The organism is Mycobacterium sp. 012931 (assembly GCF_000419295.1).
Lineage (GTDB): Bacteria > Actinomycetota > Actinomycetes > Mycobacteriales > Mycobacteriaceae > Mycobacterium > Mycobacterium marinum.
On sequence record NZ_AOPX01000001.1, the window covers coordinates 3,136,300 to 3,149,824 of the forward strand.

The 13,525-nt window shown below is 65.8% G+C and carries 12 protein-coding genes; 7 read left to right on the forward strand and 5 right to left on the reverse strand.

Going from position 1 to position 13,525, the window contains the following annotated elements; genetic code table 11:
* Positions 1-124: 124 nt before the first annotated feature.
* Positions 125-1,360 (reverse strand): protein kinase, encoded by a 1,236-nt coding sequence (locus MMSP_RS13880; protein ID WP_174524096.1) that lies wholly within the window; start codon positions 1,358-1,360, stop codon positions 125-127.
* A 150-nt stretch (positions 1,361-1,510) separates the two neighbouring features.
* Here MMSP_RS13880 and MMSP_RS13885 point away from each other — a divergent pair, with 150 nt between their 5' ends.
* Complete coding sequence (locus tag MMSP_RS13885) at positions 1,511-1,915, forward strand: Rv2175c family DNA-binding protein (RefSeq protein ID WP_020787128.1); 405 nt, start codon at positions 1,511-1,513, stop codon at positions 1,913-1,915.
* A gap of 37 nt (positions 1,916-1,952) precedes the next feature.
* On the opposite strand, the gene MMSP_RS13890 is transcribed toward MMSP_RS13885, so the two are convergent.
* Positions 1,953-3,533: an alpha-(1->6)-mannopyranosyltransferase A gene (locus MMSP_RS13890; RefSeq protein ID WP_036426502.1), complete on the reverse strand. Its 1,581-nt coding sequence runs from the start codon at positions 3,531-3,533 to the stop codon at positions 1,953-1,955.
* A 4-nt stretch (positions 3,534-3,537) separates the two neighbouring features.
* A complete protein-coding gene (idsA2, locus tag MMSP_RS13895) occupies positions 3,538-4,596 on the reverse strand; it encodes a bifunctional (2E,6E)-farnesyl/geranyl diphosphate synthase (protein ID WP_036426503.1) in 1,059 nt (352 codons plus the stop codon).
* A 285-nt stretch (positions 4,597-4,881) separates the two neighbouring features.
* On the opposite strand from idsA2, the gene MMSP_RS13900 reads away from it, so the two are divergent.
* On the forward strand, positions 4,882-5,778 hold the full coding sequence (locus MMSP_RS13900) for a mycobacterial-type methylenetetrahydrofolate reductase (RefSeq protein ID WP_012394871.1): 897 nt from the start codon (positions 4,882-4,884) through the stop codon (positions 5,776-5,778).
* 45 nt (positions 5,779-5,823) lie between these two features.
* Here MMSP_RS13900 and MMSP_RS13905 read toward each other — a convergent pair whose 3' ends face one another.
* Together MMSP_RS13905 and MMSP_RS13910 are read right to left on the reverse strand one after the other, a co-directional pair.
* A complete protein-coding gene (locus MMSP_RS13905) occupies positions 5,824-6,471 on the reverse strand; it encodes a DUF3153 domain-containing protein (RefSeq protein ID WP_015356146.1) in 648 nt (215 codons plus the stop codon).
* Between the two features lie 149 nt (positions 6,472-6,620).
* Positions 6,621-7,259 (reverse strand): N-acetyltransferase, encoded by a 639-nt coding sequence (locus MMSP_RS13910; RefSeq protein WP_020787130.1) that lies wholly within the window; start codon positions 7,257-7,259, stop codon positions 6,621-6,623.
* Positions 7,260-7,556: 297 nt separating this feature from the next.
* On the opposite strand from MMSP_RS13910, the gene MMSP_RS13915 reads away from it, so the two are divergent.
* From MMSP_RS13915 to MMSP_RS13935, 5 genes are all read left to right on the forward strand, one after another.
* The gene (locus MMSP_RS13915; protein ID WP_020787131.1) at positions 7,557-7,961 is read left to right on the forward strand and encodes a DUF3040 domain-containing protein; all 405 of its coding nucleotides are present in this window, start codon (positions 7,557-7,559) and stop codon (positions 7,959-7,961) included.
* A 408-nt stretch (positions 7,962-8,369) separates the two neighbouring features.
* Positions 8,370-8,801 (forward strand): division/cell wall cluster transcriptional repressor MraZ, encoded by a 432-nt coding sequence (gene mraZ / locus MMSP_RS13920; RefSeq protein WP_011741272.1) that lies wholly within the window; start codon positions 8,370-8,372, stop codon positions 8,799-8,801.
* Between the two features lies 1 nt (position 8,802).
* Positions 8,803-9,990 (forward strand): 16S rRNA (cytosine(1402)-N(4))-methyltransferase RsmH, encoded by a 1,188-nt coding sequence (gene rsmH / locus MMSP_RS13925; protein WP_086085356.1) that lies wholly within the window; start codon positions 8,803-8,805, stop codon positions 9,988-9,990.
* Positions 9,987-11,258 carry a hypothetical protein gene (locus MMSP_RS13930; RefSeq protein WP_020787133.1) on the forward strand — a complete coding sequence of 424 codons (1,272 nt, stop codon included), beginning with the start codon at positions 9,987-9,989 and terminating at the stop codon, positions 11,256-11,258. Before rsmH ends, MMSP_RS13930 begins: the two co-directional genes overlap by 4 nt.
* Positions 11,255-13,330, forward strand: a complete 2,076-nt coding sequence (locus MMSP_RS13935; RefSeq protein ID WP_020787134.1) for a penicillin-binding protein 2 — start codon at positions 11,255-11,257, stop codon at positions 13,328-13,330. The genes MMSP_RS13930 and MMSP_RS13935 overlap by 4 nt, the downstream gene beginning before the upstream one ends.
* The last annotated feature ends 195 nt before the right edge of the window (positions 13,331-13,525 follow it).

Sequence of the window (13,525 nt, forward strand, 5' to 3'; positions counted from 1 at the left end):
GATCTGATCTGATCTGATCTGATCGGCTTGGCGCAACTGGTGATCGGTCGCGATAGGTGATCAGGCGGTGCTGGGTGGTCAGCGGATCGCCGGCGTAGGAAACTCGCTCAGTGGTGTTGCGCGACTACAGCAGTCCGCTCAAGTTGCTGCCGATCGTCCACGCCGCGGCCGCAACCATCCCGGTGATTGCCAGCACCACCGCTACCCAGATCAGCACGGTGCGACGGGCATGCTGTCGTGCCCAGGCAAATTCGTTCAGGGAGATTCCGGCGAACTGCCCTGACACCGGCTCGTATTCATACTCGTCGGATTCGTCATCGAAGTCGGAGCCGGGGGGCTCGTTGTGATTCTCGGGTTCTCGGGGGAGCTCGCGCGTCGGCTGGCGGCCGTGCGGAGAGGCCGAGACTTGCTCGGAGGCCTCGAAGGGCCGGTGTTGGTTGACTCGGCTGTGCTGCAGCGCCGCCGACCGGTGCTGTGCCGAGTTGCGCGGTGCCGGCACCCGGAATTCGGGCAGCGCCAGCTCCTCCACGATTGCGTCCAGATCGGCCGCCATCTCGATCGCGTCGGCGTACCGTTCACTCGGGTCACGGGCGGTAGCGCACGCCACAAATTCATCGAACTGTGTTGGAACGCCCGTGATCACAGCGCTGGCGGGCGGCACGTCATGATCGAGTCGTTGATACGCGATGGACAACGCCGTGTCACCGGTGAACGGCGTAGCGCCGGTGAGCAGTTCGTAGGTGAGGATGCCGGCGGAGTAGACGTCACTACGGGGGCCGGCGTTGCCGTCGCGGACCTGCTCCGGGGACAGATAGGCTGCGGTGCCCAAAATGACGCTGGTGGAGGTGATCCCAGCCGCTGCGACGGCACGGACCAGCCCGAAGTCCGCGATTTTCACGTCACCGTCATCGGAGATCAGGATGTTCTCCGGCTTGACGTCGCGGTGGACCAAGCCGGCTCGGTGCGCGGTCGCCAGTCCACCAAGCACCGGGCGCAGCACCGCCGCGACGGCATGGGGCGGCATCGGGCCACGTTCGCTCAGCAGCTCCCGCAGGGTGCCGCCTTCGATGAGCTCCATCACCAGAAATGGATGCCGCGCATCTAAGCCCTGGTCGTAGACGGCGATCAAGCCGGGGTTCTTCAGCCGGGCGACCGTGCGGGCCTCGAGCTGAAAGCGGGTGAGGAATTGCTGATCGCCCGCATAGCGGGAGTCCATCACCTTCAGTGCGACCGGGCGATCGAGGCGAACGTCCAGGCCGCGGTAGACCGTCGAGGTTCCGCCGCTGGCGATCCTGGCCCCGACCAGGTAACGGCCATCCAACAGCGCGCCGTCCAATTGGTCCCCAATCCCGGCTTCAATTCGGCCCCGATGCGGGCCGACACGGTCTGCGAAGGAGCCGGGGAATTCAGCTCGAGCCACTGAGCCATCCTAGGTTGCGCCGCGAATCGCAGGGCGCAACGTAGCCGCAACGCGCACACCCGCCAGCTTGCCAGGTTCTACACTGGCGCGGTGGGCAGTATTCCGGCCGGCGACGACGTCCTGGACCCCGACGAACCAACCTATGACCTGTCTCGGGTCGCCGAACTTCTCGGCGTTCCGGTCAGCAAGGTGCATCAGCAGTTGCGCGAAGGCCACCTTGTCGCGGTGCGGCGCGAGGGGGGTGTGGTCGTGCCGCAGGTCTTTTTCACCAGCTCAGGTCAGGTGGTCAAGAGCTTGCCAGGGTTGTTGACGATCCTGCATGACGGCGGATACCACGACACCGAGATCATCCGGTGGTTGTTTACGCCGGACCCGTCGTTGACCGTCACACGCGACGGCTCACGCGACGCGGTGAGCAACGCGCGCCCCGTCGACGCGCTCCATGCTCACCAGGTTCGTGAAGTCGTCCGCCGCGCGCAGGCCATGGCCTACTAAGAAGGCTCGATCCAGGCCGTCTGAGGCTCGCTGAGCCCTACTGAGGGTCCTTGGTGCCCATATCGAGGGGCGCCGCGGGCTCGTCGGCCGGTGTCTCGCCAGGCCGGGTGCGCAGGTCGGGCGCGCGGTAGAGCGCGTACCACGCGGCCAGTGCGCAGCCTGTGGCGATCCAGAAGTGCAGCCAGGAGTACATCCCGTGTGATCCGTCGGGCTTAAAGATCACCATGATCCAGGTCGAAATCCCGGCGATGGCCGCCATCGATCGCCGGGACTGCGCCAGCGGCGCCGCGACGGCCAGTGGCCAGGAGTAATACCAAGGCAGGGCGGCTGGTACGAACAGCACCACGATGAGCATCGACCACGCGATGCCGGTCAATGCGGCCCGGTCGTCGCGCCGGAACCGCCACCACAGCAGCGGGAGCGATACGGCGATGATCGCGATTCCGATGAGTCGGGTGACGTGCAGCAAGGTGTAGAAGTCGAGCGTGAAGAAGTTCCTGCCCAGGGCATGGATCAGGTTGGCCGCCCCGGTCGGCAGGGTCAGCCAGTTGATGATCTTGACCGAACCGGCCAGCGCAGTGAGCCACCCGAGCCCCACCCGGGCCACCGCGGACAACACCGAGAACACGGCAAGAAAAACCAGTAGCGAGGCGGCGGCGGCCACCAGGAAGGCATGAGCCGGCCGATACCCCCGGCGCTCGTGTAGATGGCGCATCCATACCCAGAACAGGAAGGGCAGTGCCAGCCCGGCCGTCGCCTTGACCGCGACGGCGACCGTGATCAGCGCGATACCCGCAACATGGTGGCGTTGCAGGGTTAATGCGATACCGGCGGCCATCAGACCCACCATCAGCATCTCGTTGTGCACCCCGCCCATCAGATGAATCAGGACCAATGGGTTGAGAACACAGATCCACATTGCGGTTGGGCTGTCGGCCCCGAGATGGTGAGCCAGGCGCGGGGTCGCCCAGATCAGTAGGGCCAACCCGGGCAGCATGCACAAACGCAGCAGCATGGTTCCTGCGACAACGTTGTTGCCGACGATCATGGTGACGACCTTTGCCACAAGGATGAATGCCGGACCGTACGGTGCGGTCGTGATCGTCCAGATCGGACTCACGTCGTTGAGCAGCGAATTCGCGTTGGCAACCGGGCCGACGGCGTAGGGGTCCAGGCCGTCGCGGAGCAGTGCCCCCTGGGCGAGGTAGGAGTAGGTGTCCCGGCTGAAGATGGGCACCGAAAGCAACAGGGGCGCCAACCAGAACGCCGTGGTGGCCCGAATGGTGAACTCGCTGGCTTGGCCGGCGAGGACCCCTCGCCCCAATCGCAGCCAGGCGATCAGCATGAGACCAACGCCCAGCCACAAAACGATCGATGACAGCACCAGCCCGTGACCGAAGCGCAGCCAGGACATGTGGATGGATTCCAGCAGTGGATCGTGCTGGCGGATGCTGCCCGCTCCCAGCCCGCCGACGGTGATCAGCACCGCACCCAGCAGCCCCAGCCGCGCAGGCCCGGCCTGGGGGGAGGACGCAAACTCTCGAATCCGCGAAAGGCGTTGCCTAACAGACATTTTTGTCACAGAGAGGGCTTCCGGAGTGGGTGTTGGACTTGTCATTGGTTCAGGCCGACCGGTCCGTGGCCGTCCGGGCCAGCGCGGACAAGCCGGCTTTGGCGCTGGCATTGATGGGTATGGACTCGAGTGTGGCAAGTGCGCGCCGGGTGAGCCCGGCGATCCGGTTCTCGGCGGCCGCAAGGGCCCCGACCCGCACGATCACCTCGCGCAGCTCGCCCACCTGCGAGTCGGTGAGCTCACTGCCGACCGCGGACCGCAACAAGTTGGCGGCCTTCGGGTCCGACCTGTCCGCCAGCGCGGCCGCCTCGGCGATCAACACCGTGCGCTTTCCCGACCTCAGGTCGTCGCCGGATGGCTTTCCCGTCACTGCCGGGTCGCCGAACACCCCCAGCACGTCGTCGCGCAGCTGAAACGCGACTCCGAGATCGGTTCCGAACTGGTGGAACGCCTCCTGGACATCGGGCCGGTCGGCGGCCGCGGCCGCCCCCAGCTGCAACGGCCTCGAGACCGTGTAGCAGGCGGTTTTGAAGGTTGCGACAGTCATTGCCGACGTAATGGAATCGGCCGCGCTGGCTTCGGCCACGATGTCAAGGTATTGCCCGCCCAGCACCTCGGTGCGGATATCCGACCAGACGCGCTGGACCCGCCGTTGCGCGTCGGGTGACAGGCTTGACTGGGAAACCCGCGAAATGATGTCGTCGGCCCAGGCCTGTGCCACATCGCCGATCAGGATCGCTGCCGAGATCCCGAATTGCTGTGCTGGGCCGAGCCAGTTCCGGTCCCGGTGTAGCGCCGCGAAGTGTATGTGGGCCGTTGGCCGGCCGCGCCGCGTTGACGAGGCGTCGATGACGTCGTCATGTATCAACGCCCAGGCATGTAGCAGCTCCAGCGCAGAAAACAACAACAGTAGATCCGGGTCGGGATCTTCGGTTGTCACGGCCTGCCAGCCCCGATAAGCGAAAATCGGCCTTAGCCGCTTGCCCCCGGAGAGCACGAACTCTTCCAGCCATGCGGTCAAGGCGCCGTAGTCGTCGCCGATGTAGGCCGCCTGGCTGCGACGATCACGCAAGTACAGTCGCAGTTGGTCGGTGATGGCGCCGGCCAGCTCTTCGGTTGCCGATGCGTCGACGCTCAGCGCGGCGCCCCTTTCTGCTCGGCTTGTCTCTGGCCCGACAGTGTATTAGGCCACAGCGCAGGCGGCGGGTGTTGGTCTTTTAGGGTTGCGGCGCGGGTTGACCCCACAAGTTGCTTCGCCTAACTGACTAACCCACACCTATGCTGTTGGAAGTGACCTGGGTTTTGCGGCTCCGCGCGACCCGGATCCCCTGTGCGCGGTGTGGCGCCGCCTGGCAACGGGCAGAGAATAATCGTCAAAACAAAGGGGAGCTGTGTGACCCTACGCACGATCGCGCTTGAGCTGGTGCCGCCCAATGTCGATGGCGGCAAGGAACGGGCATTGGAAGATGCGCGCAAAGTGGTGCAGTACTCGGCGGACTTCGGGCTGGACGGCCGTCTGCGGCACGTGATGATCCCCGGGATGATCGCCGAAGACGACGATCGGCCGGTGCCGATGCAGCAGAAGCTCGACGTGCTCGACTTCTGGCAGATCATCAAACCCGAAATGCCGGGGATCAACGGCTTGTGTACGCAAGTAACCGCGTTTACCGACGAAGCGGCCCTGCGTCGCCGGCTGGTGGATTTGTCTGACGCCGGTATGGAGGGCGTGGTCTTTGTCGGCGTGCCGCGCACCATGAACGACGGGGAAGGCTCCGGGGTTGCACCCACCGACGCGTTGTCGATTTATCGTGACTTGCTGCCCAACCGCGGTGTGATCGTGATTCCCACCCGAGACGGCGAACAGGGCCGGCTCAATTTCAAGTGCAACCAGGGCGCCACCTACGGCATGACCCAGCTGCTGTATTCGGACGCCATCGTCAAGTTCCTCACCGAATTTGCCGACAGCACCGACCACCGGCCCGAGCTGCTGCTCTCGTTTGGCTTCATCCCGAAAGTCGAAAGCCGCGTCGGCCTGATCAACTGGCTGATCCAGGATCCCGGCAACCCTGCGGTGGCCGCGGAACAGGAGTTCGTCAAGCGCCTGGCCGCGAGCGAACCTGCTCAGAAGCGCCAGCTCATGGTCGACCTGTACAAGCGGATAATGGACGGCGTCGTCGGTCTGGGCTTCCCGCTCAGCATCCATTTCGAGGCGACCTACGGGGTGTCTCCGGCCGCTTTCCAGACCTTCGCGGAAATGCTCGCCTACTGGGCGCCCGACACACACGGCTAGCCCGTTCGGCGGCACCGGGCCCCGGCGGCGTCGAGTCGAGCGCGCTTAGCTTGGCGGCTGATCGCCGGGGGCTGTGAATCGCGGGGAGCGGTCCCGGCTGACCCAAGCCAGCGCCGCCACCACCCCGGCGGCGGCGAACGACGCGATGGCGAGCCAGATGCCTGCCGCGGTGAAGGACCGGGTGTTGGGATCGGTGTAGCGCGCCTGAGCGTTCATGGTGCTGACCACACCCGGCTTGAGTTTCCACTGCACCACTTCGGGCTCGATGCGATCGCCGTTGGTGGACGTCACGGTGCCAGGGAACGCAACGGTCAGCTCGACCTCGGCATCGGCATCGGTCACCGACGTCAGATCGACGCGGCCCTCGAGAATCACCATGTTGCCGTTGCGGCGCAGCGACAGGTTCACTCCGGCGGCGTCGGGATTCATGTTGGCCAGCTGAGGCAGTTCGGCGAAGGTGAGATCGGAGAACACCGCCTGCGATCCCACGTAGCCGTCGCTGTCGTAGTTGGAGACCGCGACCTTCTGGCTGAACGCGACGTTGTCGCTGTCCAGCTGGGGCCCGGTGTCCTTGTTGTTCTTCGGTTTTGCCGCCGCGATGATCTCCCCGGACACCAGGTCCTCGGGCGAGATGGTGATCGACGCTCGGACCCGCAGGCACCCGGTGGCAAGCGGCACCAGCATCAATAGCATTGCGATTGCCAGCAACCGCCGTCGTCGGGCGCGCAACGCTGGGGCAGCTGGGGCTGAAAGTGTGGGAGAGCTGGCACGCACCTGGTCATCGTGCCAGACCCGGTGGGTTGGTACGGCAACCTGTCCGCCGGTTCGGGTGCCGCCGGGGCCTACAGGGGAAGCGCGCGGCCCAGGATTGCGAATGCGCGCGGATCGCCGGCGAAGTAATAGCCGCGGAGGATGTCGGTGAATCCCAGCCGCCGATACAGCCGCCACGCTCGATTGTCCTCGCCATTGCTTTCCGGAGTGGAGAGCAAGACGCTCTCCTCGCCGCGGCCGGCCAGAAGCCGACGGGTGAGCGCCTCTCCGATGCCCCGGCCTTGGGCGTTCGGATGGATATGCAACTCCGTTAGCTCGAAGTAGCTGCTCATCACCCGAGCGATCGCGTGCATCGGAAAACCGCGGCGTTGCAGGCCCAAAACGACCTGCTGTTGCCACCATTGACCGGGTGCTCCGGGATAGCCGTAGGCCACCCCGACCATCGGAGCGTTGGCCAGATCTGCGGCCGGCAACTCGTGGTTGGGATCGGCGCCAATGATGTCGGGGAGCTGCGTTGATGGCTGTGTTTGCGGTACGTCAACCGCGGCCACCGCCTTCCAGCCGCTGCGTCGGACGTGTTCCAGCCACATGGCAGCGCGCTGGTTTTCGGTGCCTCTGGGGTAACGCATCGCGTCGACGTAGACCGTCAAGGCCTCCCTGAGGTGGCGCTCCATCTCGTCCGGCGGCAGATCAATGACGAAGATCGTCAACGCGGGCTGCCCTCCTCGTGGTTGTTTGGTGCGATGCTTCAGCACCAGTATCTGACCACGCGCCAGTAGCTCAGCGAGCGGTTGGATGGTGATCGACCCGGAGTCGACGGGGCAATTGTGATGGGTTGCATCGCAGCGGTACTCCCACCCATTCGTGCGCATTGATGACGCCAGGATAGAATCGCCGGCGAACCAGTGGTACCGCACGGATTCAGCTCGTATCATCTGAGTTAGTTGCCCGCACAACGGGCATTTGCTATCGGTAGTTACGTGACAGCTGTCGGCAAGGAGGGACGAATGCCACTCTCCGATCATGAGCAGCGGATGCTCGAGCAGATCGAGAGCGCTCTCTACGCCGAAGACCCCAAATTCGCCTCGAGCGTCCGTGGCGGGGGTTTCCGTGCACCGACAGCGCGCCGGCGGTTACAGGGCGCGGCGTTGTTCGTCATCGGTCTGGCGATGCTGGTCTCCGGTGTGGCGTTCAAGGCCACGATGATCGGAAGCTTCCCGATTTTGAGTGTGTTCGGCTTCGTCGTCATGTTTGGCGGCGTGGTGTTCGCCATTTCTGGCCCGCGGTTGTCGGGTCGGGTGGATCACTCCCGGCCGGCGTCTGGCACATCGCGTCAGTGCCGCGGCAAGGGGTCGGGCGGCTCGTTCACCAGTCGTATGGAGGATCGGTTCCGCCGCCGTTTCGACGAGTAGGCGAATATCTGAACAAGGCGGGGCGGCCCACGGCCGCCCCTTTTTTGTGCCGCGGTGCGCTGGGCTGCCCGGTGCGGGTTTGCCCTTTTCCCCGTGCGCACCCACGAACTGGGCAATTACGGCGGATAGTCCGTACCGATCCCCATCTGTGACCGATCGGCGTGTCGCATATGCCCCACTTGGCCCCACTTGGCGCCCATTCTCGGCCTGGATGCCTCTGAAATGCGGCTTTGTCACTCCTTAGACCCTCTACATGGGGGGTGGTGGCGGTAGGGCTTCATCCCGAAGTGGCAGATCAGTGGAAAAACATGGGCGCGAAACCCTGGCAATGGGGCGAAGTGGGGGATTGTGGGGTATGGTGGCTGAAGTGTTTGGGTGAGCAGAGTGACTCTGGCTGGAGGTGGCCTAGTGTTTCTCGGCACCTACACGCCCAAACTCGATGACAAGGGGCGGCTAACGCTGCCGGCCAAGTTTCGCGACGCATTGGCAGGGGGGTTGATGGTCACCAAGAGCCAAGATCACAGCCTTGCTGTCTACCCCCGGTCGGAGTTCGAGCAATTGGCTCGCCGGGCCAGCAAGGCGCCGCGCAGCAACCCCGAAGCGCGAGCCTTCCTGCGTAACCTCGCCGCCGGCACCGATGAACAGCATCCCGACAGCCAGGGCCGCATCACGTTGTCGGCCGACCACCGCCGCTATGCGGGCCTCACCAAGGACTGCGTGGTGATCGGAGCGGTTGACTATCTCGAAATCTGGGATGCGCAGGCCTGGCACGAGTACCAGCAACTCCATGAAGAGAACTTCTCCGCGGCCAGCGATGAAGCACTCGGCGACATTTTCTGAGGTGCATGTCCGTGCACCGTGGTCTCTGCCCGAACCGACCCTGGCGTACTTCCCCAACGCCAGGTTCGTGCCTTCGGACAGGGACCTCGGCGCAGGGGCATTGCGCCTGGTAGGCGAGGATTGCCCGGCCCCAACCAGGGGAGGTGTCGCGGTGGCTGACGGCCCGACGGAACCCGGCTTCAATGACTTTCACCATGTGCCCGTGCTGGCGCAACGCTGCGTCGAACTGCTCAGGCCCGCGCTGACTCGCCACCACGCGGACGGGTCGGAGGCGGTTCTGGTCGACGCCACTATCGGCGCGGGTGGACACGCGGAGCGGTTCTTGACGGAGCTGCCGGGTTTGCGACTGATCGGGCTCGACCGTGATCCCAGTGCCCTCGAGATCGTCCGGACTCGATTGGCGCGCTTCGCCGACCGGGTCACGCTGGTGCACACGCGCTACGACGGTCTGGCCTCGGCGTTGACCGAACTGGGTTATGGCGCAGCGCAATCGATCGACGGCGCGCTATTCGACCTGGGCGTCTCGTCGATGCAGCTCGACCAGGCCGAACGAGGCTTCGCCTATTCCAAGGACGCCCCGCTGGACATGCGAATGAATCCGCAGTCAGCGCTGTCGGCGGCCGACATCATCAATACCTACGACGAGGCGGCACTGGCCGATATCCTGCACCGCTACGGCGAGGAGCGGTTCGCGCGCCGCATCGCGGCCCGCATCATCCGCAGGCGCGCCGACAGGCCGTTCACCACCACCGCGGAACTCGTTGCTCTTCTCTACGAGGCGATTCCGGCTGCGGCGCGGCGTACCGGCGGACATCCGGCCAAGCGCACGTTCCAGGCGCTGCGAATTGCGGTCAACGACGAGCTGGGCTCCTTGCGTAGTGCCGTCCCCGCCGCAATGGACGCGCTTGCTGTTGGCGGGCGGATTGTCGTCATGGCCTACCAATCTCTGGAGGACCGGATCGTCAAGCGGGTGTTCGCCGACGCGGTCGCCTCGCGCACACCGGTGGACCTTCCGGTTGAACTTCCCGGCCATGGGCCGCGATTCCGCTCGTTGACCCACGGCGCCGAACGCGCGGATGCGGCCGAGGTGGAACACAACCCGCGCAGCGCGCCCGTGCGATTGCGGGCGTTGCAACGGCTTGAGCTCGAGGCACTACCGCGACAAGGAACCGGGAAGGGCGAGTCATGAAGGCGAAGCGCGAGGCTCGGGTGCCTGGAAAACGCCAAAGCGGCGATCGTGGCGGCGGACGCGACGGTTCGGTCGCCCGTACCACCAGGCGCACACCGGCTGACGCGTCGCGCCGTGGTCGGGCCGGAAAGAAGAAGGCGCCCAACCGGGAGGCGCGGATCCCGATGTCGGGACCGCAGACCACACCCATGCCGCGGCCCGCGGAGCGCCCGGCGCGGCCGAAGAACACCGGGCAAGCCGAAGCGCGGGCCAAGGCTCGGAAAGCCAAGGCACCCAAGGTCGTCCGGCCCAAGCTGACGGAGCGGATGGCGGTCCGGCTGGCCTCGATGGACCTGCGTCCCCACGCACTGCTCAGCAGGGTTCCGTTTGTGGTGTTGGTGATCGGCTCGCTCGGGGTGGGGCTGGGGCTCACCTTGTGGCTGTCCACCGACGCGGCCGAGCGTTCGTATCAGCTCAGCCATGCTCGGGAGCGAACCCGGATGCTGCAGCAGCAGAAGGAATCGCTGGAACGCGATGTGCGCGAGGCGGAATCCGCGCCCGCGTTGGCTGAAGCGGCCCGCAAACAGGGCATGATCCCCACCCGGGACACCGCCCATCTGGTTCAGGCTCCGGACGGAAACTGGGTGGTGGTGGGTACCCCGAAGCCGGCTGATGGTGTACCCCCGCCACCGCTGAACAGCAAGCTGTCCGAAGAAGGTCCTCCGGCGCCTCCGAAGCCGGCCGCGTTGCCGCCCGAGGTTCCGGTGCGGGTGATGCCGGGTCCCGACGATCCGGCGTTGCTGCCCAGAACGGGACCGCAACTGTTGCCGCGCACTCCAGACGGTTCGTCGACCCTTGGCGCCGGCACCAACCACCTACCGGGCCAGCCCCCGATCGAGATTCCGGGGCAGGTACCCGGGGCGCCGGGGCCGGTGCCGCTTCCCGGCCAGTTGCCTGGCGTTGCGGGTCCGGTCACCGGGCCGGGCCAGTTGCCAGGACCGGCGGCCGGGGCGGTCCAAGTTCCCCCGGCTCCGGTCGTGTTGCCCGCACCAGTGCCCGCTCAGGTGCCCGCTGAGGTGCCGGTACCGGTGCCAGCGGTCACGGCGCCGCCCGTCGCGGTCGTCCCCGTGGCCCCGCAGACCCCACTGGCTGCGCCGGTGCCGGGGACGGCCGGGCTTCCGGTGGCTCCTCAGGCGGCGGTACCGGCGCCGGTGCCAGCGCTTCCGGCTCCGGCTAGCGGTATACAGCCCGGTCCAGCCGCTGCTGCGGCGCCAGGGGTGTCACGGTGAGCCGCGGCGAATCGCGGCAGGCTCGTCCGTCGCAGTCCTCGCGGTCACGGCGGGTCTCGGGCAAGGCGCATAGCGCCCACGAACCGCGCCAGCCCAGGTCGTCCGGTAAGACGCGGGCCGACCGCTCGCCCAAGCAGGTTCGTGAACCGAAGCGACTGCCCCAAGCCAAACAGGCCAAGAAGACCCGTCCGGCGGCGCGCACTGAGGTCGGCCCGCCCGGCCGGTCGGCACGGGAGCGGCGCACCCGCCAGGCGGTGGAAGTTGCCAGCCGCGGTGCTTCATTCGTGTTTCGGCACCGAGCCGGAAACGCGGTGATCTTGGTGCTGATGCTGGTGGCGGCGACCCAGCTGTTCGTTCTGCAGGTATCAAATGCCGAGGACCTGCGTGCGCAGGCGGCTGGTCAGCTGAAGGTCACCGACGTCGAAGCCGCGTTGCGCGGCTCCATCGTCGACCGGCACAACGATCGGCTCGCCTTCACCATCGAGGCACGTGCGCTGACATTCCAGCCGAAGCGGATTCGCAAGCAGCTGGAGGAGGCCAAGCTGAAGTCTCCGGCTGCGCCCGACCCCCAGCAGCGGCTGAAGGACATCGCGAAGGACGTTGCGGGCAAGCTGAACAACAAGCCCGATGCGCCCACCCTGCTCAAGAAGCTGCAGAGCAACGAGTCGTTCGTGTACCTGGCACGCGCCGTCGATCCGGTTATCGCCAGCGCGATCACCGACAAGTATCCCGAAGTCGGTTCGGAGCGCCAGGATCTGCGCCAATACCCGGGTGGATCGTTGGCGGCCAATATCGTGGGCGGCATCGACTGGGACGGCCATGGTTTGCTCGGCCTGGAGGACTCGCTTGACGCGGTGCTGGCCGGCACCGACGGGTCGGTGACCTACGACCGGGGATCGGACGGCGTCGTCATCCCCGGCAGCTATCGCAACCGGCACAAAGCGGTGCACGGGTCCACCGTCCAGCTGACCCTGGACAACGACATCCAGTTCTACGTGCAGCAACAGGTGCAGCAGGCGAAGAACTTGTCCGGAGCCCGCAACGCCTCGGCGGTGGTCCTGGACGCCCAGACCGGCGAAGTCCTTGCCATGGCCAACGACAACACCTTCGACCCGTCTCAAGACATCGGCCGCCAGGGCGACCGCCAACTCGGCAATCTGGTGGTGTCATCGCCTTTTGAGCCGGGTTCGGTAAACAAGATCATCGCCGCGGCCTCGGTCATCGAGTACGGGCTGAGCACCCCCGACGAAGTGCTACAGGTGCCCGGCACGATCCAAATGGGCGGCGTTACCGTGCACGACGCCTGGGGCCACGGTGTCATGCCCTACACCACGACCGGGGTGTTCGGGAAGTCTTCGAACGTGGGCACCCTGATGCTCGCGCAGCGGGTCGGCCCGGAACGTTTTTACGACATGGTCGGCAAGTTCGGTCTGGGCCAGCGCACCGGTGTCGGATTGCCCGGCGAAAGCGCCGGCCTGGTGCCGCCGCTCGACCAGTGGTCGGGCAGCACGTTCGCGAACCTGCCGATCGGCCAAGGGCTTTCGATGACACTGCTGCAAATGGCCGGCATGTACCAGGCGATTGCCAACGACGGGGCGCGGATACCGCCGCGGATCATCAAGGCGACCATCGCCGCCGACGGAACGCGTACCGAAGAGCCACGGCCCGAGGGCATCAGGGTGGTGTCGGCGCAGACCGCTCAAACCGTGCGCGAGATGCTGCGCGCGGTCGTCCAGCGCGACCCGATGGGCTATCAGCAGGGCACCGGAACCGCCGCCGCGGTGCCGGGCTACCAGATGGCGGGCAAGACCGGAACCGCGCAGCAGATCAACCCGGCATGTGGCTGCTATTTCGACAACGTGTACTGGATCACCTTCGCGGGACTGGCCACCGTCGACAATCCTCGCTACGTCATCGGCCTGATGCTGGACAACCCGGAACGCAACTCCGATGGAACCGCCGGTCACTCGTCGGCGCCGCTGTTCCACAACATCGCTGCGTGGCTGATGCAGCGCGAGAACGTGCCGCTGTCCGCGGACCCGGGGCCGCCCCTGCTGCTGCAGGCCACCTAGGAACCTGCTGCCGAGACCCACCACTGAACCAGCGCAACGCCTAGGTGCGCCGGCTCGTGTCGCGACCGCTAGGGAGAATGCTGGCCGCCATGCCTCACTGGAATCAGTCAAATATCTGAAACTGCGGTTTACATTCGGCATTGAATGTAAAGTTCTGGCAATCGGGAATTGCGTGATGTCAGAACTCGGTCGACC